General features: G+C 44.9%; 14 protein-coding genes. All 14 read right to left on the minus strand.

All coding sequences use genetic code 11. The annotated features are described in order from the left end of the window. Nucleotides 1-32 precede the first annotated feature (32 nt). Nucleotides 33-1403 carry an alpha-L-fucosidase gene (locus F597_RS0103135; protein WP_019538256.1) on the minus strand — a complete coding sequence of 457 codons (1371 nt, stop codon included), beginning with the start codon at nucleotides 1401-1403 and terminating at the stop codon, nucleotides 33-35. Between the two features lie 187 nt (nucleotides 1404-1590). Beyond that, nucleotides 1591-3057, minus strand: coding sequence for an MFS transporter (locus F597_RS0103140; RefSeq protein WP_157278930.1), 1467 nt, complete (start codon nucleotides 3055-3057; stop codon nucleotides 1591-1593). Between the two features lie 64 nt (nucleotides 3058-3121). Continuing rightward, nucleotides 3122-3790 (minus strand): bifunctional 4-hydroxy-2-oxoglutarate aldolase/2-dehydro-3-deoxy-phosphogluconate aldolase, encoded by a 669-nt coding sequence (locus tag F597_RS0103145; RefSeq protein WP_019538258.1) that lies wholly within the window; start codon nucleotides 3788-3790, stop codon nucleotides 3122-3124. A 205-nt stretch (nucleotides 3791-3995) separates the two neighbouring features. Beyond that, nucleotides 3996-5033, minus strand: a complete 1038-nt coding sequence (locus F597_RS0103150; RefSeq protein ID WP_019538259.1) for a sugar kinase — start codon at nucleotides 5031-5033, stop codon at nucleotides 3996-3998. 1 nt (nucleotide 5034) lies between these two features. Beyond that, nucleotides 5035-6174 carry a DUF4861 family protein gene (locus F597_RS0103155; protein WP_044059995.1) on the minus strand — a complete coding sequence of 380 codons (1140 nt, stop codon included), beginning with the start codon at nucleotides 6172-6174 and terminating at the stop codon, nucleotides 5035-5037. A gap of 188 nt (nucleotides 6175-6362) precedes the next feature. Next, a complete protein-coding gene (locus F597_RS0103160) occupies nucleotides 6363-7154 on the minus strand; it encodes a gluconate 5-dehydrogenase (RefSeq protein ID WP_019538261.1) in 792 nt (263 codons plus the stop codon). Nucleotides 7155-7228: 74 nt separating this feature from the next. Further along, a complete protein-coding gene (gene kduI / locus F597_RS0103165) occupies nucleotides 7229-8071 on the minus strand; it encodes a 5-dehydro-4-deoxy-D-glucuronate isomerase (RefSeq protein ID WP_026327068.1) in 843 nt (280 codons plus the stop codon). A 204-nt stretch (nucleotides 8072-8275) separates the two neighbouring features. Then, complete coding sequence (locus tag F597_RS21880; RefSeq protein WP_245541982.1) at nucleotides 8276-8614, minus strand: pectinesterase family protein; 339 nt, start codon at nucleotides 8612-8614, stop codon at nucleotides 8276-8278. Beyond that, nucleotides 8499-10193: a pectate lyase family protein gene (locus tag F597_RS22795; protein WP_019538264.1), complete on the minus strand. Its 1695-nt coding sequence runs from the start codon at nucleotides 10191-10193 to the stop codon at nucleotides 8499-8501. Before F597_RS22795 ends, F597_RS21880 begins: the two co-directional genes overlap by 116 nt. Before the next feature lie 21 nt (nucleotides 10194-10214). Further along, nucleotides 10215-11402: a glycoside hydrolase family 88/105 protein gene (locus tag F597_RS0103180; RefSeq protein WP_019538265.1), complete on the minus strand. Its 1188-nt coding sequence runs from the start codon at nucleotides 11400-11402 to the stop codon at nucleotides 10215-10217. Nucleotides 11403-11477: 75 nt separating this feature from the next. Beyond that, nucleotides 11478-13154, minus strand: a complete 1677-nt coding sequence (locus tag F597_RS0103185; protein ID WP_019538266.1) for a glycoside hydrolase family 28 protein — start codon at nucleotides 13152-13154, stop codon at nucleotides 11478-11480. 136 nt (nucleotides 13155-13290) lie between these two features. Next, nucleotides 13291-14838 (minus strand): DUF4957 domain-containing protein, encoded by a 1548-nt coding sequence (locus F597_RS0103190; protein ID WP_019538267.1) that lies wholly within the window; start codon nucleotides 14836-14838, stop codon nucleotides 13291-13293. 14 nt (nucleotides 14839-14852) lie between these two features. Beyond that, nucleotides 14853-16616 (minus strand): RagB/SusD family nutrient uptake outer membrane protein, encoded by a 1764-nt coding sequence (locus F597_RS0103195; RefSeq protein ID WP_019538268.1) that lies wholly within the window; start codon nucleotides 16614-16616, stop codon nucleotides 14853-14855. Nucleotides 16617-16628: 12 nt separating this feature from the next. After that, nucleotides 16629-19835, minus strand: a complete 3207-nt coding sequence (locus F597_RS0103200) for a SusC/RagA family TonB-linked outer membrane protein (RefSeq protein WP_019538269.1) — start codon at nucleotides 19833-19835, stop codon at nucleotides 16629-16631. Between the last annotated feature and the right edge of the window lie 360 nt (nucleotides 19836-20195).

Genomic DNA, 20195 nt, shown 5'->3' on the forward strand with positions numbered 1-20195 from the left:
TTCTCAGGGTTAGAAAAATACAGTTTTTTGATTTAGTCTTTAAAATCTGAAATTTTGTATACCCACGCATGTTGCGACGGATATTCATTGATAGCCAAAAGGGGTGGTGTAATGGTTAACCGGCCGTTTTGGAATGATGAATGAATTACATCCGGATACCCCAATAATTCTACTTTTCCTGGTTGCTTCATTCCCTGAATAGTGATTGGCTCCTGCTGCCATTCTTTGAGGATGACGTACAGGTTACCCTCTCTTTGGGTGAAAGCGATCTGTTCGTTCTCGGATTTATTGGCGTTTCGCCACGGACGGGAAGAATAAATGGCCTCACCATTTATCTTCAGCCATTTCCCTATATCGAGTAAGCGCTCTTGCATTACTACCGGTATCATTCCGGTGGCATCCGGGCCTACATTCAACAGGAAATTACCTCCGTTGGAAACTTTATCGATCAGAATATCGATCAGTTCCTTCGATGAGAGGTAGTGTACCGATGTCTCAAACCGGTTGTAGCCATATGATGTGCCTATGCCGCGACTCTCTTCCCACGGATGATCGGCATTGTCGCCTATACCTTTCTCATTGTGTACCAGATCATACTCCGTCGTATAATAATCGCCGTGTTTACTACGTGTTTCCTTGCCCCACCGATCATTTGCCACTACCGAATTTCTTACCGGAGATTCGTTATACAGCCAGGCTAAAAATTCTTCGCTTTTCAATGTTTTACTGTCGTAATCCCATTCTCCGTCGGCAAAAATAATTTCAGGTTTATAGGTGTTTACCAACTCTTTCATTTGCGGGATCATATGTGTGTCTACCCACTTTTTGATGGTGGGTTGGGAATATAACGGGTGTGCCCATTCGAGCAAGGAGTAGTATAGTCCGAAACGTAATCCCGCATCACGCACTGCGGATGACAACGTGTCGATAATGTCGAGGTGAGGTCCCATCACAACGCTGTTCCAATGGGGTGTTTGGGTACTCGGCCACAGACAGAATCCGTCGTGGTGTTTCGATGTCAGCACTACGTATCTTGCTCCGGCTTCCTTAAAAAGTTCTGCCCATTCCGTAGGATTGAAATACTCTGCCCTGAACATTGGGGCAAAATCGGCATATTTAAAATTCTCGCCGTAATGTTTGGTGTGAAAATCAGTAAACAGTTTGTTTCCTGCCAACAAGCGGTTGTAGTAGTGTTCGGCATATTTTTCGTAAATACCTTTCACCTCGTTGACAGGTGCATATGCCGGAACCGAATACAATCCCCAATGGATGAAAATTCCGAATTTGGCATCCGACCACCACAAAGGTATTTCGCGCTTGTCGAGCGATTGCCAGTCTGCCTTGAACTGTGCCTGTGCGGAAGAGAACGCAAAGACAAGAAGAATGATAATCAATTTTTTCATCGTATCTATTTAAATAAAAATATCAGTTATTCCCCAAAGTTAGTGAATAACTATACATTATCCTACAACTCTTTTTGTTCTTTGTCAAAAAAGTGATAAAAACGAGAAGAGGATATCCCAATTGTAAGACATCCTCTTCATTCATGATTATTACTAGTTTATAATTGCTGCTAGATTCCCGATACGATTACATATCAGTAATCAGTTCATATCTAGGAACGAGTGATTTCATAATGGTCCATCCGATCAGGTAGGCAAAGGCACAGACACAGAAAACAATGAAATATCCCGACTCTATGCCTTCGAATCCCATAAATTTCATGTTGGTGTTGGCCGTATGGTCGAACAGGATACCTGAACTCTGATTGATGATAAGCGAGCCTATTCCGCCTGCCATCCCCCCGATACCGGTGATGGTGCCGACGGCATGTTTGGGAAACATATCGCTTACGGTCGTAAAGATATTGGCCGACCACGATTGGTGTGCCGCTGCTGCAATACCGATAATGATCACGGGGATCCAGACCGATATTCCGCCTAACGGTTGTGCCAGCAGGATCAGGACGGGGAAAAAGGCAAAAAGGAGCATAGCTCTCATTCGTCCCTGATAGGGATCCAGTTTTTTCTTGTTCATAAAGTAGGCAGGGAAATAACCGGCTGCAAAAACGGAAATCATGGAGATAGCATATACCAGGAACACGTGCGGTGCGCTTTGTGTGGAATTCAGCCCGTATACTGAACTCAGGTAAGCCGGGATCCAGAATAACAGGAACCACCATACACCGTCGGTAAGGAATTTACCCACAGCAAACGACCAGGTTTGTTTGTGGCGGAAAGCTTGTTTGAAAGATACTTTCTTCCCCGCATTCTCATCTGTCAGAACTCTCTCTGTTGTCGGATCCGTAATATCATCCTGATTGATATAAGCCAGTTCGGCCGGATTCACCTTTTTATGTTTTTCCGGTTTGTCATATACAAATACCCAGAATCCCATCCATACAAAACCGATCGCACCGATTACGATAAATGCCATCTCCCAGCCCCACGCTTTTGCAATGAAGGGGATAGTCAGTGGGGCGAGTAATGCGCCGATCTGGGCACCTGAATTGAAGATACCGGTGGCATAACCCCTGTCCTTTTTCGGGAAATACTCAGCTGTCGCCTTGATGGCGGCAGGAAAGTTACCGGCTTCACCGATCGCCAGGATCAAACGGGCAAAAACGAACAGCGTTACACTTACGGTTACCACCATGGATACGTTGCCTACGGTGGCAATGGCTTCACGTGCACCCAGGAAACTCAATGTCCATTCGCCGGCCGTAATTCCTGCGGTAAGAAGTCCGCAGAAAGCGTGGAGCACAGCTCCGAATGACCATACACCGATGGCCCAAAGGAATCCCTTTTTGGTATCCATCCAGTCGACAAACTTACCTGCAAACAGCATGGAAACAGCGTAGAAAAGTGAGAACAAGCCGGTAATGGTACCGTAATCACTGTTTGTCCAGTGAAATTCCGGTGCAATGAAGTCTGCCCATGTGAGCGATAATACCTGCCGGTCAAGATAATTAACAGTTGTCGCCAGAAACAGCATAAGAACAACTGTCCAGCGGTGATTGGACATTTTTGTTTTTCCTTCTTCTTGTAGTTTACTCATGATTTATGATGATTATTTATTTAAAAATGATTTCTCCTGGTGATATATATTGTAAGTCTTTGTTTTACTGATATCTCTTGACAATTGACAGGCTTTGTCTGCATAATTCGGTTATTTTGTGCCACTCCCCGTTTTTCATTACCTCTTTTGGGAAAAGGTTGGAGCCCATCCCTACGCAGGTTACCCCTGCCCGGAACCATGCTGACAGATTTTCTTCGGTAGGTTCTACCCCGCCTGTGACCATGATCCTCGACCAGGGCATGGGGCCTTTGATGTTTTTCACGAATGAAGGGCCGCCCACGTTACCTCCGGGAAATACCTTTACGATCTCTGCACCCAACTCCTGTGCCAGACCGATCTCGGAAACCGTGGCGCAACCGGGTGAATAGGCTATCTGCCGGCGGTTACAAACTTTGAATACTTCCGGGTTCAGCAATGGGCCTACCACAAAGTTTGCCCCGGACTGGATATAGAGGACGGCGGTAGGGGCATCCACTATGGAACCGATACCCAATATCATCTCCGGACACTCCTTGTCTGCCCACTTGACCAGTTCAGCAAACACCTCATGGGCAAAATCACCCCTGTTAGTAAATTCGAATGCCCTGATACCTCCTTCGTAGCACGCTTTCAGTACCTTTTTCGCTACTTCGGTATCGGAATGGTAAAATACAGGTACAATGCCCGTATCTACTATGGTTTGATAGACTTGCAGTCTTGTAAATTTAGCCATTTCTATATTTATTAGAGTAAAGAATAAAGAACAAGGAATAAGGACTTTTAGAGACAAGATTTGGCTTATGCCGATTGTTAATTGACTATGTCGATTTTCAATTCAATTCAATTCGGATTCAAAATTCAAGATTCAAGATTTCTCCATTTCTTGAACTTCTTCACTTCTGATTTCTTATTAATCTTCACATCAGTAAATCATCACATCATCTAACTACTCTTCCCGATCCGTCGCCTTTCATCAATGTTTCCACTTCCGGTACAGTAACCAGGTTAAAATCGCCATAGATGGTATGTTTCAGACAGGAGGCAGCTACGGCGAAGTCGAGCGCTTTCTGGTCATCATCCTTATAGGTAAGTAATCCGTAGATCAATCCTCCCATGAAGGAGTCTCCTCCGCCCACTCTGTCTACGATATGGGTAATATCGTATCTTCTGGATTGATAGAGCTTATCGGAATAGAGGCATCCTCCCCATGTATTGTGATTAGCATTGATGGAACCGCGCAGTGTAATGATTACCTTCTTCGCGCGCGGGAATTGTTGCATAAGTTGTTTGCAGACCGACTCGAATTCCGCTGCATCTACTTCTCCTGCGGTCTGTTCCACCTGGAATCCTTCCGGCTTGATACCGAACACTTTTTCGGCATCTTCCTCATTGCCAAGGATGATATCACATCCCTTTACCAGTTCGGGCATGATCTCCGACGCCTTTTTGCCGTATTTCCAGAGATTCTTCCGGTAGTTGAGGTCACATGAAACGGTCACTCCCAGTTCATTCGCTGTTTGTATAGCTTCAAGGCAGGCGTCGGCAGCTCCCTGCGAAAGTGCGGGGGTGATACCTGTCCAATGGAACCATGATGCATCTTTGAGTATCTCTTTCCAGTTGAACATCCCCTTTTCTACTTCTGCGATAGAGGAATGGGCCCTGTCGTACACAACTTTCGAGGGACGGGCCACGGCACCGGTTTCAAGGAAATAGACCCCCACACGTTCACCGCCGCGCAGTATATGCTTCGTACCGACATTCATTTTTCTGAGATCGGAGATACACCATCCGGCTATATCGTTCTCGGGCAGGCGAGTGACAAATTCCACGGGAACACCATAGTTTGCCAGTGAAACGGCTACATTGGCTTCACCTCCGCCAAAGGTGGCCGTAAGATGGTCCGACTGGATAAATCTTTTATAATCCGGTGTGGCAAGACGCAACATGATCTCGCCGAAAGTTACTACTTTCTGCATCTTATTTTATCTGAATAGTTAAAGGATGATCTATTTTTTCTTTCTCTTTTTTTACAAACTGCGTCCAGTCTTCAAAACTGTCGAATCCGGCTTTGCTCCATCCTCCTCCCGCATAATAGGTATAGGATGAGCCGGGCAGATAGTTGTTCAGGCCCAGGTAATGTCCGTTCGCCACTTTGATATCGCTGAATCCGCCGGGATGGATAGCTGCGGTATAAATAGTACCGTTGACATTATCGGTTGGGGTTTCATAGGCGATAATACCGGAATTGTCACCATAAGTGATTTCCGGCTTGTCTTTTTCCATTACGATACCGGTGGCTACGGTCAGTTCATCGGCATCCACTTCGAAAATATTGGTCACCTTGTTGAAAAGGGTATAGGCATCCAGAGAGATGATACGCGTTTCCGTTACTGTTTTGCCACCGGCTTTATAAGGATCGTAAGTGAGTTTGAAGGTAATGCGAAGCGGGCCGTTATCGAGGATTTCCGTCGTAACAAAATTATCTCCTAAACATAATGTATCGTTATCAACGGGAGCAGTCATTCCCAGGCCGAGGGTTCTTCCTACCTTGTAAAAATCCAATCCCTCGCCATGATCTTCATGATAAGAAGCCACACCTGCCAGGTCGTCTTTATACCACTTGTCGATAATCAGCGATTCGGTTTTCTTGGCCCAGAAGTCCATCCCGTTACTGATCTCACCGGTTGCTTTCAAAGCCGGGCCATAGACCCGGAAGGCACTCCGGTTATTTTCCCAGGTGAAATCGTCTTTCCGTTCAGGTACCAGACGCCCGTACACAAGAGGTGTAAATGCTTCGGGTTCACCTGTTACAATCTGAAAAGAGGCTGTTTGTCCGGCTTGCAGGGAGACCGGGAAGATGAATGTCTCTCTGTTTCCCGTTCCATTGGTTACAAGTTGATAGGGAAGTTGCTGTCCGTTGCCATCGGTTATGATGATCGTCTCACCTGTGGAAAGCGATAATTTTTGTTGTACCGTCTCCCAGGCTATCTCTACCATCTCATTTTCTCTATCTATTGATCCCGGGTTATTCACTTCCACTGTCAACACTTGCTTTGAAGGGCTACACGCAATAAAGATTGCTGTTGCCAGAAGTAACGTGAGAAATCTTATTTGCATACCTGTTTTAATTAATTGTGCTAATATGAATAATATGCCAATATTAAAGTTAATAGTAAAAAGTGAAAAATTGGGGATATCGGATTTGGGATTTGGGAACTTCCAGACTTTTCACTCTCTCCAGTCTCCCGGTCTCTCCAGTCTTTTCACCTTTCCACCTTTTTACCTTTCCACTTTTTTCACCTAAACTATGGTTGCTTCCCGATATACGCCAGAATACCTCCGTCCACATACAGGATATGTCCGTTAACGAAGTTTGAAGCGTCTGAAGCAAGGAAGACAGCAGGTCCTGCCAGGTCTTCAGGGGTTCCCCACCGGGCTGCCGGTGTCTTGGCAATAATAAATGAATCGAACGGATGGCGTGATCCGTCGGGTTGTCTTTCCCTTAGCGGAGCGGTCTGCGGTGTAGCGATGTATCCCGGACCGATACCGTTGCACTGGATATTATGTTCCCCGTACTCGGAACAGATATTTTTCGTCAACATCTTTAATCCGCCTTTAGCTGCTGCGTAGGCAGAAACAGTTTCACGTCCCAGTTCACTCATCATGGAGCAGACATTGATAATCTTTCCATGCCCTTTTCTGATCATGTGAGGAATTACGGCCTTAGAAACAATAAACGGTCCGTTCAGGTCGATATCGATTACCTGGCGGAATTCGGCGGCGCTCATCTCGTGCATCGGTATGCGCTTGATGATACCGGCATTGTTCACCAGGATATCTATCACACCTATTTCTTGCGTTACCCGGGCAATGAATTCATTTACCGCCCTCTCGTCTGTAACATCACATACATAACCATGTGCTTCTATCCCCTTTTCCCGGTAAGCCGCAAGGCCTTTGTCCACCAATTCCTGGTTGATATCGTTGAATACGATTTTGGCGCCGGCATCTGCAAAAGCGGATGCCATGGCAAACCCTATACCGTAGGACGCTCCTGTGACAAGAGCAATTTTCCCTTCTAATGAAAAATTAACCATATTATTTTTTCTTATTTATAGTACGGAAGTTCTTTTACTTCACATCTGTATCCCTGTAATTCAGGGTTGTTGTTTTACCGTAAGTCAACTATTTTTGAAAAGTCCTGATCCCCGTAATCGAGATTCTCGCCTGCCATACCCCAGATGAAAGTATAGTTGGTGGTGGCTGCACCGGAATGGATCGACCATTCGGGAGAGAGCACCGCCTGGTCATTATGCATCCAGATATGACGTGTCTCGTCGGGTTCACCCATAAAATGGCACACTGCCTGGTCTTCGGGCACTTCAAAATAGAAGTAGACCTCCATCCGGCGGGAGTGGATATGTGCCGGCATGGTATTCCATACGCTTCCCGGAGCCAGTTCGGTCATTCCCATCTGTAACTGGCAGGTGGGAAGTACCTGGTTGACGATCATTTTGTTGATGTTTCTGTGATTTGAGGACTCTAAAGACCCCATCTCAGCTACCACGGCATCGGCTTTGGTTACTTTTTTATCGGGATAGTTACGATGGGCTGTCGCCGAGTTAAAGTAGAATTTCGCCGGTTTGGCCGCGTCGTCGCTCTCAAAATAGACTTCACGTTCTCCTGAACCGAGGTAAAGCGCCTCTTTGTAGTCAAGCTCAAACACGGTCCCACCTACTTTTACTTTTCCTTTACCACCCACATTAAATATACCCAGCTCGCGACGGCATAGAAACATTGGTTGCTTCAACGGATCTATTGCTTCCAGGTGTAACGGTTCGTTTACCGGCATCGCTCCCCCCACGATCATACGGTCGTACATCGAATAAACCATATTCACTTCATCCGGAGCAAATATTTTTTCTATGAGAAAATCTCTTCGCAAACGCTGCGTGTCATAAGATTTCGCATCTTCCGGATGCGCTGCATAACGTAATTGATAATTTGTCTTCATATATTTATTTTTCTGATTATTTCCCATTTAATTTCTGCAACTCTCTATGCTATGGAGACTGTGTACCCGCACAAAATTACGATATGTTTTGACGTATTCAAAATAAAATATTAATTTTTTAGAATTTATTGTATTTCTGTTTTAGAGATATATAGCATAGCAAGTCCATGCGTAAAATATTGTAATTATTTATTTTCTTATATTTTAAAGATTAAATTCAGCAACAATCTTCTTGTAGAATTCTCCCATCACCACCTCCGGGGTAATCTCTTGGGCTTCTCCGGGAGATAGTATTTTCATCCAGTTTACCCGTTGAGCGGTATCACTTCCTACTCCTGAATTATTATATTCGGCATATCTGGCTGTTTTTTCGTTTTCCGGATTACGCCAATTATCCCAGCCGTGCGGATGAATTTCTTTGGGTAGTTCACAGTGTATAAAGAGCGTCATGGCGTATGGTCTCCAGGGGCGGCCCAGGTAGACAGAAGTCACATGGTCGTCGGCTGTGATGTGGCAGTTGTTGAGAATATACCCGAACTCCACATCCTTGGGTGTACTTGCCGCGGTAATATATGAGTTTTTCAAAATAGGTACCCTCTTTCACAAAGATAGTGGTTGCATAATCAGGGTCGAATGCTCTTACGGCATCAATCGCTGCCTGTATGGTGGTAAAATCATCTTTTCCGCTTTTGTCTACCACTAACTTTTTCACCTTTTTCTCAAAAAAATCCCGGCCCATCAGATGATCCACGAGGCTGTTGAGATAAACTTCGAGATAAGTGTATCCGTTGCTATCCAGTTCTTCCGCTTTTTTTCCCGGATAATTCTCTTCCAGCCAACCGTCGGGAATACCGTCGGAATCCGAATCAACATAATTATTATAGGTTTTATATTCAGGCCAGCCTCCTACATCATTCTGGCTGTCAATCAATCCATTGGAGCTTCCTCCGGACCCTTCGAAAGAGTAGGACCGGTTCTTTACATTATCCACATATCGAAGATCATGTATATCCCTTACCAGAGCGTATCCCCCATATTTCAACACTTTCTCGTATGCCTCTTCCGCGTTGTCCGTGGTGACGGGTAAGAATGAAAATTCCTCATCGGCAATAATATCTTCCAAGGTAACGCCCGGAGCAAATTTAGTAAACGAGCTACCCATTTCGATCCCCAGCCTGTTATCCCGGGTTACTTCCGGATTTTCGTCCAGATAATTTCCTGTGATATAGAAGTGCCCATAAGTTCCTTTCGGTTGTTTGTTTTCTCCATTATCCGCATCGGGATTTATAAGCCGTTTCTTTGAGCCGCTACTTGAAGCTGGGCCATATTTGTAATAATTGTTGATGATATTATAACTACCACCTTCAGCTGCATAAATGTTGTTTGATCCCCAGTTATAGATCACATTATTTCTGAAATCCACCCTTTCCTCTCCGGGCTGGTTGGAATAGCGGCTGCCGCAGAAACGCGGATTGCGACTGTCGTTGTGTGCCAGGAGATTGTGGTGGAAAGAAGCATTCTGTCCTCCCCATATACCACCGTAGCCATGTTTCCCTTTTCCGTGAACGGACTTTCTCAGACTTTCGGTGATGAAACACCACTGCATGGTGAAATTTGTATTATCGTAAAAAGAAGACAGCTCGTCTATAGCCCAGCTCATACTGCAGTGGTCGATGATAATATTCTTATTTCGATACCCTGAAAGGGCATCTACAGCCCGTTTCGTTTCATCACCCAGGCGAAAGCGGAGAAAGCGTATGATCACATTATCGGCGCTGATCACGGTTTCATAGTCGCTGATACAGATACCGTCGCCGGGAGCGGACTGGCCGGCAATGGTGAGATCGCCGTTATTGATCTTCAAAGGGCTTTTCAGGCGGATATGTCCCGATATCTTGAAGAGAATGGTCCGAGGGCCTTTCTGTTTCACTGCCCACCGCAATGTGCCGGGTTGTTCCGAATCTTCCAGGGAAGTGACATACAGTACCTTACCTCCTCTTCCTCCGGTAGTATATTTGCCGGCCCCTTCCGCACCGGGGAAGGCAGGGATTTGTGCTGCTACCCCGGCTGGAATGAGCAGAAGCATCACGGTTAGTTTGATGACGGATGATTGTAAACTCATTGTTGGATAGTTTGGTCGTTTTTATCTCTCCAGCAGTATGCTGGTCATTATAAACGGGCCTACCGCTTTGGGATCGTCGTCTCTTACCGGCTCTGAAATATAGTATTCGAAACTGCCGTCTCGGTATATCTTTTCTCCCCCTAACCCGGCTACGGAGCATACGTTTGTGACAGAAATGGTACCGTCGCTGTTCTCACGGATAAATTGCTTCAGGAACTGATTGTAGGCTGTCGCTCCCTTTTCGGCAAATTCTACCGGTAAATAGCCTTTCTGAGCGCCTTTCACCCATGTATAGATAAACATGATCGAACCTGAAGACTCCAGATAATTTCCCTCCCTGTCGGGCAGGTTTGTCACCTGGTACCACATACCGGTTTCGGAATCACGATATTGATCAATCGTAGTAGATATGTTATTCAATAAATCAATGATATGGCTCCTTTTCGGATGATCTTCCGGAATAAAATCGAGCACGTCTACCAGCGCCATCATGTACCACCCAATGCTTCTTGACCAAAAGTTGGGCGATTTCCCCGTCACGGGATCGGCCCAGCGCTGTTCGCGGCTCTCATCCCAGCCATGATACAATAGACCGGTCTCTTCATCAATCAGATCCTCCCACGCGGTGGTGAGTTGCAATACTACCTCATCGAACAGAGCCGGTTCATCGAAAGTCTTCCCATACTCGGCAAGAAAGGGACCAGCCATATACAATCCGTCCAACCATACCTGATGCGGATAGATCTGTTTATGCCAGTAGCCTCCGTTAGAAATGCGCGGATGTGTTTCCATCTGGCTTCTGAGTAATTGTAATGCTTTCAGGTATTTGGGATTCCCTGTTTTTTTAAATATAGGGAATAGCATTTTACCCGGATTGATATGATCAATATTGTACCGCTCTAATTGGTACGTTTTGATGGTTCCATCCTCATTGACCATAGTATCGGCATAATTCTCCGCATAATTGAAGTATTTCTCGTCGCCGGTTTTTTCCGATACTTCGATAATAGCCTGTAGCTCCAGGCCGTGTGTATAATTCCATTTGATCTTATCCGAAAAGTCCACCATCCAGCTTTCCGGATATCTTTTCATTTCCGAATCGGCCATTCTCATGTAATAGGGATCGAGAGGCGTTTCTTTCCCGCTGCTGCAATTCAGGAAAATGGCGATAAGCACTAAAAGCAGTACTGATATTTTCTTACTACTCATACGCTATTTGATTAAATCGATAAAATTAATGATTTCTTGCTTGCCAACTTACAGAATGAATAATATAATGTCTGATTATCTTAAGAAAATTTCATCTTTGTCCACTTCAGGAGCCATCTCAACCAGATTTTCCGGTAAACCCGGGAGATAGACCCCGAAATTCCGGCTTCCGGTTATACTGGCCGCCTTTTCCGGTTCATTGATCTCAAACGAGAGATTGTCACTCCGGAAATTCTTCACATTGTTCAGCTTATATGCAGGTCCCTCTTCCGGGATCACCGTTACATCCCTGAAAAAGATCTCTTTTGATTCCGAAAGTTCGGCACCATAGCGTGCAGTGATAAATGCATTTTCAAGGTTGATGTTTTCGATGTTCATTTCGGGCAGGCCGTTAAAGAGCATTGCTCTGCGGGCATTCCTCGATACAAGATTCTTTACGTAGATATTTCTGAAAACAGGAGTTTCTTCGGTGACCGGGAACGCCTCTCCATCGGAAGGAGTTGTATCTCCGTCGGCTAACGATTCCGATGCCGATTTGCCACCGTAGTACAGGTCGAACAAGAACGATTCAGTCACTATATTATACATATAAATGTTTGAAATATGGATATTCTCTACTATCCCACCGCGTCCGCGCGTACTTTTGAACCTGAGACCCACATCCGTCCCGAGGAAATGGCAGTTTGTCACGGAGATATTTTTTACGCCTCCCGACATTTCACTGCCTACGATAAACCCTCCATGCCCGTGGAATACTTTACAATTATCCACGATCAGATTCTCCGTGGGGCGGGCCCGGCGACGGCCATCCTCATCCTTACCCGATTTAATGCAGATAGCGTCATCACCCACATCGAATATGCTGTTCACTACAATCGAGTTGACACATGACTCCAGATCGAGTCCATCGCCATTTTGCGAATAGCTGGGGTTTTTCACATATATACCATCAATAATCACATTCTCGCACATCAGCGGATGAATGTTCCAGGCCGGAGAATTCTCAAACAGCACACCCTGCAGATACACATTCTTACATTCAATAAAACTGACCATCACCGGACGAAGGAAATCCTTTACTTCGAGCCACTCCTCCTCAGTCATATTGTGGCGCGGTACATTCATATCGCTCATCAGGTGCCCTTTCAGGGATCCTTCGGTCGGAAACCAGTAATCCCCGTTATGTACAACGCCGCCTGAGGCAACTACCTCATTCCATTTCCGTTCGGTTACCTTGTCCTTTTTCAGCGGACGCCATGCTTCACCATAACCGTTGATGGAACCTTCACCTGTGATAGCGATATTCTCTAAATTTCTCCCTGCAATGGGAGACTGGCAACGGCGCGTATCTAATCCTTCGAATATGGTTTCCACCAGGGGATAAAGTTCAAAATCAGGTGAAAAAAGGATCAAAGCACCTTTTTCCAAATGCATGTTGATATTGGAGCGGAAGACAATGGGGCCGGTAAACCAGACTCCTTTGGGAACGATCAGTGTGCCGCCGCCGTGCTGTGAAAGCGCTTCCATGGCTTTTTCAAAGGCTTCGGTATTCAACGCTATTCCGTTGGGATTGCCTCCGAAATCGGCTACATTTACCTGATTCCCGGGAAAGACCGGAGGATGTATATAGGGCATCCCGAAGGGAAGATCGTCATAAAGGTATGCGTATTTGTAGGATGATCTCTCTGCCGGTTTATGGGCACACGAGTTTGCTACAAGCAAGAGCAACGCTAATTGCAATATTCTTTTCATCAAGTTAATATTATTCAAGTCATTCATTCTATTATATGTATGCAGCTAAATCATTCATCTGACAATGTTTCGCGACCCATTAAAAAGCCTCCGATTTAGCTGCATACTACATATAATTCACATCAATCGGTTTTTATTAATTTAACCAGCGGGGATCACCCATCCCTTTTGCATTCACATCTATGGTGTTTACTTTGAAATTGCCTTCACCGGGATTTTCAAATTCCGGATCCAATTGTAATCCGGATTCATCGAAAAATCTGGAAGAACTGCTTCCGCCGGGTAAAAATCCGGGCGCCTGGAAATAGTTGTTATTGCTGAACGCAGGGACAGCGGTTGCAGTCTGATTAGAGAATATTCCTTCAGTTGAAGCGACAATATTATTGGTAAACGTTGTCTGATGACCTGTATAACGGATATAAAGCAATCTGCGGCTTGAGCCGTTGCACACATTATAAATCGTATTACGGTCGATAATAATTTTAGACTCTACTCCCGGAAAATTCTCAGAAGCGTTGTCGTAACGAACCATATCGCGTGCAAGCGCACTGTTATAGATAGTGCTGTTGGAGATTGTGAGAACCTTTATCGCTCCGGTTCTACTGTCGAACAGGTCTCCCCCGTTACATTCCACATGATGGATCAACGTATTGTTGATGGTGATGGATTCTACTAACGCTGCTACATTCAAGTAATAAACCCCTTTTACATGATTGCGTATTTCGCAATTTTCAATAGTTATGTCGCCATAAAATGCTCCTGCTGTTTCGAATACAATAGCCTGGTTACCATCAGTTAATCCTGCTCCATCCAATACAATACTTTGCAACAGGACTGCAGAATTGTCTACCATGGAAATATAACCTTTCAATATGGGTTTATCATAGGGATAAACAGCTTTGATCTCAACATTTTTGCTTATTGTAATTTTGCTCATATCTCCATAAGTTCCGGGGAAGAGGGCGAAAGCATCGCCGTCTTTGGCTGCGGCAAGTATGGTAATAAGATCGTCCTCAGGGTATACCGGTGTTGCGTTTCCTATGTCTACCAACGTTGTAAAGGAGACGGTAGCACGCACTTTTTCTCCATTCATTATTTTTGCCGTATAATTGGTTTCTCCGGTTAACCCTTCAATAATAGCAATTCCTTCTGCCACTTCGGCAGGAGTAACTGTATGGGTAATGTTACCGGGGGTGAGGAGAATTTCGGTAACCTGTTGTCCGGCCGGCCAACGGAATATTACACTTGTAGAAGCAATGTCGCCATCCTGAAAAGGGAGAAGGAGATGTTCGGCCGCTGTCCTGAAAAATACCCCTGTCCATTTCGAGTCGGCGGTCTTGCTACTCACCGCCTTAACCCTTGCCGAATAGCGGGTTTCACCGTCTAAATTCTCTATTATATTTTCAGTAGTAGTAACACCTTCCATTGTAAGTACCGGTGAGCCTGTGAATGTGAGGCTATCGTTTGCAAAAAGTTCAATTGTATAACTCTCTGTCGAGGTATTGTTGACCCATTTAAGTCGTACATTGGTTCTGTTCAGGATGGTTGCTTCGAGTTTGGTCGGTGAGAAAACCCTGTCGTAATCGATCTTCGTAATTTCCGTCAGGTCATCGGAGCAACTTGTCGGGATGGCTATTGTAAGTATAAACAGGACAATAGCCGATGTATATTTTAAAATCTTCATATCATTTCCTGTTATTAGTTAGACAACATTCCGTTACTTATGTCAATAAAAGTCTTCCAGATAGGCCAGAACTGGTTTTGATCCGGATCTTTCTGGTAAAGGGCGTCGATTAATTCGTCAGGGAGTTTGTCGGGAGCAATCCAAACGGTGCTGCTCTCGTATTCCAGGCTTGCCCCTATCTCATCGGTATCACCGTGATTCAATCCGTAGATCATCAATGTCTCGCCATCCGGTGCTGTTTGATAGTAGAGCTTTTCCGGTAGATCGGCGTATGGGCCTTCGCGGTTTGCCAGTTGCCGCATCTTATCTTTTGCTTCATCTAATTTTACTTTCAGTAAGTTCCAACGGATCAGGTCGGCTTTGCGGAGAGACTCGCCGGCAAATTCAAATGCCCTTTGTTCCACTATGGCATTGAAGAATGCCTCTTTGCCGGCCGTTGCCCGGGTCATATAAGCGGTGACTTTTGCAGGAGGCAGGGCACGGTCGAGGATTGGCTTCAGATAAGGCGCTGCTGCTGCAGGTCCTTCGAGTTCGTTGATTGCTTCTGCCGCCATCAGGTAGACATCGGCTAAGCGCATATACTGCCAGTTGATACCATCGTCGTTAGTAGATATGACGCGTCGTGACATCCATTCGTAACGCAATTTGCCGAAGCACCAGGATTTGAGTGTGCTCAACTGCTGTACAGCCGGATTATTATTCCAGTTATAAGGGATGCATGTGATATCGCGACGAATGTCGTCTACATCGTAATCGTAAAACAGGGTGGGAATCGGGCCGTTTACACCCCCTTGTGCCTGTCCTGTATATTGGTTTACGACCCTGTGTCTGATGCCGAATGTATAAAGCACGCGTCCACGGCCTGCGGAGAAAGGAATTTCCCATAGGGATTCATTTCCTGCCTGTACATTATCCTGACAGAGTAACCGGAAATTCTGCTCGAATTCGTCCAATCTGTTTGTCCCGCTGTTGATCACTTCCAGTGTCTTCTCCTTTACCAATTTATACATGTTATCGACACTCAGTTCCGGGTCAGTGCTTCTGCGGACGCCATCAGAGCGTTGGCTGTATCCAGAAGCGTAAAGCGCGATACGCGCCATCAATCCTTTTACAAATGCTTTGTTCACTCGTTCGGTAGAGCTTGTAATATTTGACCCGTTAGGCCATGCTACCAGTTCTTCGGCTTCCGCCAGATCGGCAAGCAGCTGTTTATAAATAATATCCCTGTCTGTTCTTGGCAGATAGACTGTTTCGGTAGAGATAGGTTCCAGACGTAACGGTACATCGCCCCATCCCTTTATCAGATCCAGATAGATAACCGCTCTTAAGGTAAGTGCTTCACCGAGGAGTTGAGCCATATCGGGATCATTTTCTACATTACCGAAATCGCGAAGCCCTTCAATAGCCAGATTAGCCCGCTCTATACCTTCATAGAATTTTGCCCAGGCATTGTTTTCCGTATTCATCTGGGTATTAGTTGGCCTTGCTGCATAGCCGGTCAGTTCATACTTGCCGTCATCAGCAAGTTGCCCGGAGATATTGTTTATCCATTCTATATCGGAGTTAATCCCATAGAATGGAATATACCTACCCCGGTAAGAGTTTGTTTCGGCAAACGATTGATGAATGCCCATCACTAATCCTTCGGCAAGGGCATAAGTAGAGGTTACTACCTGGCTTTCCGCAGCTGATTTTGCAGGCGCGTCCAGGTCGCAGGATGTAAATAACAACCCTGCAGATGCCAGTACCACGTTGAGTATATAAATTATTTTTTTCATATTGATTTATAATTAAAAACTTACATTCACTCCGAATACAAATTGACGGCTCTTGGGGTATGCTGAATAATCTACACCGGGAGTGAGGTTAGTTCTCCGCATGGTAGAGTTTTCGGGATCATACCCTGAATAGTTGGTCCATAAGAAAAGGTTATAACCTGTTACGTAAAAACGGAGATTTTCCATTTTGACTTTATGCAACCATGTTTTAGGCAGCGAATAACCCAGGGTAAGCATATTCAAACGCAGGAAACTTCCGTCTTCCACTGCCCAGTCGCTTAAGATCATTCGTGCCGTATAGGGCGACCACATGGTGGTATTGGCATTCATTTCTGCCAGCTCCTGCGGATCATTGCTGATTGTTCCGTCGGGACGGAGATTTGTCCACCGTGAACCTTCCTTCATAATATCGATCATATTCCGGAACTGATATTTACTTGTCTGGGTAAATTCAATTTTATTGGCATTGTACACATCGTTGCCGTAACTCCAGTTAAAGTTGGCCGACAGGTCGAAATTATAGAATGATGTATTAATTGTAAAACCTCCGGTGTGGAGAGGGTTGGCATCGCCGATCACCTCGGTATCGGTAACACTGATCACTTCGTCGTCGTTGAGATTCTTTAATTTCATCGCTCCCGGTCGGATAGTGCCTACCACGGGACCTGAATCGGCAACGCCTTCTTTGAGGATCCATTTATTGGTTGCACTGTCATACCGTTCAAAGTCATCCACCTCGTATCGTCCGTCTGAACGATAGCCGATTATCTGGCCGACAGCTCCTCCTTTGGCAATCCAGTAGTCATACCCTATCTCAGTCGAGGCCCAGGCGGTTGCCCATCCAAAATCATTCATATCACCTAAACTGATGATCTTCGTTTTGTTGAATCCTATATTTCCGCTAAAGCTGAGTGTAAAGTTTTTCTTGTTTACGGCATACCAGTTCAAAGTGACTTCAACACCGCTGTTCTGGTTCTCTCCCATATTCCGGTATTGGTTGTCGTAACCGGTTCCCTGAACCGGAAATAAGATTAGCAGGTCTTTAGTGGAATTACGATATGTTTCTATCGTACTGCTTAATTTTCCTCCCAGGATCGTAAAATCCAGACCCATATTCCGGGTAACGGTAGTTTCCCATTTCAGATTTGGATTTGCCATGGTCTTGGAGGGTGCCCAATAGCTTGAAAATCCATTGATCCAGGCGGTGGCGTTTGGTTCGAACATCTGCCTTAATTGACCGGTTGGGATATTGTTATTACCCGCTGTTCCATAGCTGAAACGCAGTTTCAGGTCGTCTAGCCACGATTGGCTGTTTTCCATAAACGGTTCGGACGATATACGCCATGCCGCGGCAGCCGACGGGAAATATCCCCAGCGGTTTGCCTTGCTGAAACGTGATGATGCGTCGGCACGGAATGTACCGCTTAACAGGTATTTACCCTGATAATCGTAATTTGCACGGCCGAAAAATGAGAGCAACTTATCATCTTCGTTATAAAAATTATCTACTTCAAAGGGAGTCCCTTCCGCGGAGAGTTTCCATGCATCCCGGGCACTGAATGATTCGGGAAAGCCATGTACAACATCGGTCAGTGTTTTCTGCTCCGTTACCATATATTCATGACCAGCCAAAAGAGTTATATTGTGGTTTTCCGGTAAAATATTTTTGAAATCCCAATTAATTGTATTGGTATTTCTTATTGATCTCCTATGGCGATTTTGCAACTGGATAGCCGGTTTTCCCTGATTCTCCGGTAGCGGTACATTTTTAATATAATAGGTGGTTAATCCCCAAAAGCGCTGGTCGCTCTGCCTGTTGTCATCCATCCCGACTTCCGATTTTAACGTGAGATTGCGAAGAGGCTTGTAAGTCGCGCTACCTCCTAAATTCAGGATTTGCCTTGTACGCTCACGGTCGTTATCATCGATAGATTCCAAGGGATGGTATAGATTCCCCAATTCATCGTCGTCACTCCCCACCGATGCATCCAGGTTTTTAAGAGGTATGGGGGTGTATATGACTGAATATTTTAATCTTCTATCCGAGTCATAGGGACTTTGCGTGTCAATAGCCCCGCCTCCGTATATTTCAGTATTGGAATATCGGGCGCTGAAATCAAGTGATACTTTATTACTTACTTTATTATTCAGTTTTAGACTTAGATTATCACGATTAAAATTAGATTTATGCATGATGGCTTTATCATCGATATGGGAGTAGTTGAACGAATAGCGCATCTTTTCGCTACCTCCTGTAATGCTTATACTATGGTTAAAAGTCTTTCCGGTTCTCCCAAAGGTAAGATCCTGCCAGTCGTTTGCAGGGATGTTCCTATACAAATCAATATCCTGGAAATTGCCAAAAAAGTCGATATACTTATTCAACTCGTTTGAACTCTGTAACGATGCCAATTCATACTGCCAGAGTGCATAATCATAAGGTGAAAGTACATCAAGGGTTTTCGAAATATTTTTTATACTATAATAAGCATTGTAGCTTACGCTTACTTTTCCTGCTTTTCCCGATTTGGTGGTCACGATCACAACGCCGTTTGCACCGCGTGAACCATAAATTGCTGTGGAAGAAGCATCTTTCAAGACATCGATAGATTCAATATCCGAACTGGGGATATCTGAAATGGATTCTACCGGAAATCCGTCCACAATAAAAAGCGGCTCGTTGCTCTGCGTGATAGAACCACCTCCACGTACGCGTATCTTCATTTCCGCATCAGGTGAACCTTCTGTGGTGGTGATCTGCACCCCGGCCATTTTTCCGGTCAATGCTTCTGTAACGCTCGCAACCGGAACTGCGGAGATGGTTTCCGCACTTACAGATGATACTGACCCGGTGAGGTCTCGTTTTCTGACCGTCCCGTAACCGATCACTACGACTTCATCCAAATTAGCTATATCTTCTTCTATGGTAATATTGACTACACTCCCGGTAATGGGAACTTCGGTGTCTTTCATTCCGATATAGGTAACTTGTAATGTGGTTGCAGAAGACGGTACTGATAGCGAATAATTCCCGTTGATATCGGTTGCCGTTCCTGTACTCGTTCCTTTAGCCATCACACTCGCTCCAATGATTGGCTCGCCGTAAGTGTCCTGTACCACTCCTCTGATCGTTCTCTCCTGAGCCGAAATAGCCAAAGAACAAAACAGAAGAAGCAGTAATCCGATGGATACTTTTAATTTCATTCTTGATTCATTCATACTTGTCATGTTTATTTAAGTTAAGTAAATTTTACTACAGAGAGTTCTGGTATTTATTTCATCTCTCCTCTTTCATCGTCTAAAAGTTTGTTAACATTCGGGTTTACACAGTAACAGTTATATTCACATCACAATATTACTCTCTTTTTTTTCTGACAGAGGTGATAAATTGGTTTTTAAGGGGTGACAAATTGTTATAAGGTGAAAAACAGATCCAACAAACCGTAAATAATCGTATATTTGTAAATAGAGGATGCGCCTTGGCACTCCTTAGCAAGCTTAGAATTTTTCTCGGATTTCACTATATTTGTGATGGATAAATAGTCCGGCAATTTATCGTTTTAACCCATAGTAACATGG

This window comes from Proteiniphilum acetatigenes DSM 18083 (genome assembly GCF_000380985.1).
GTDB lineage: Bacteria > Bacteroidota > Bacteroidia > Bacteroidales > Dysgonomonadaceae > Proteiniphilum > Proteiniphilum acetatigenes.

Bases quoted from the DNA above. Each gene is read 5' to 3' on its own strand.
- F597_RS0103200 (WP_019538269.1), bottom strand. From the start codon at position 19,835: ATGAATGAATCAAGAATGAAATTAAAAGTATCCATCGGATTACTGCTT.
- F597_RS0103140 (WP_157278930.1), bottom strand. From the start codon at position 3,057: ATGAGTAAACTACAAGAAGAAGGAAAAACAAAAATGTCCAATCACCGC.
- F597_RS0103160 (WP_019538261.1), bottom strand. From the start codon at position 7,154: ATGGTTAATTTTTCATTAGAAGGGAAAATTGCTCTTGTCACAGGAGCG.
- F597_RS0103180 (WP_019538265.1), bottom strand. From the start codon at position 11,402: ATGAGTAGTAAGAAAATATCAGTACTGCTTTTAGTGCTTATCGCCATT.
- F597_RS0103150 (WP_019538259.1), bottom strand. From the start codon at position 5,033: ATGCAGAAAGTAGTAACTTTCGGCGAGATCATGTTGCGTCTTGCCACA.
- F597_RS0103190 (WP_019538267.1), bottom strand. From the start codon at position 14,838: ATGAAGATTTTAAAATATACATCGGCTATTGTCCTGTTTATACTTACA.
- F597_RS22795 (WP_019538264.1), bottom strand. From the start codon at position 10,193: ATGAGTTTACAATCATCCGTCATCAAACTAACCGTGATGCTTCTGCTC.
- F597_RS0103145 (WP_019538258.1), bottom strand. From the start codon at position 3,790: ATGGCTAAATTTACAAGACTGCAAGTCTATCAAACCATAGTAGATACG.
- F597_RS0103155 (WP_044059995.1), bottom strand. From the start codon at position 6,174: ATGCAAATAAGATTTCTCACGTTACTTCTGGCAACAGCAATCTTTATT.
- F597_RS0103185 (WP_019538266.1), bottom strand. From the start codon at position 13,154: ATGAAAAGAATATTGCAATTAGCGTTGCTCTTGCTTGTAGCAAACTCG.
- F597_RS0103135 (WP_019538256.1), bottom strand. From the start codon at position 1,403: ATGAAAAAATTGATTATCATTCTTCTTGTCTTTGCGTTCTCTTCCGCA.
- F597_RS0103195 (WP_019538268.1), bottom strand. From the start codon at position 16,616: ATGAAAAAAATAATTTATATACTCAACGTGGTACTGGCATCTGCAGGG.
- kduI (WP_026327068.1), bottom strand. From the start codon at position 8,071: ATGAAGACAAATTATCAATTACGTTATGCAGCGCATCCGGAAGATGCG.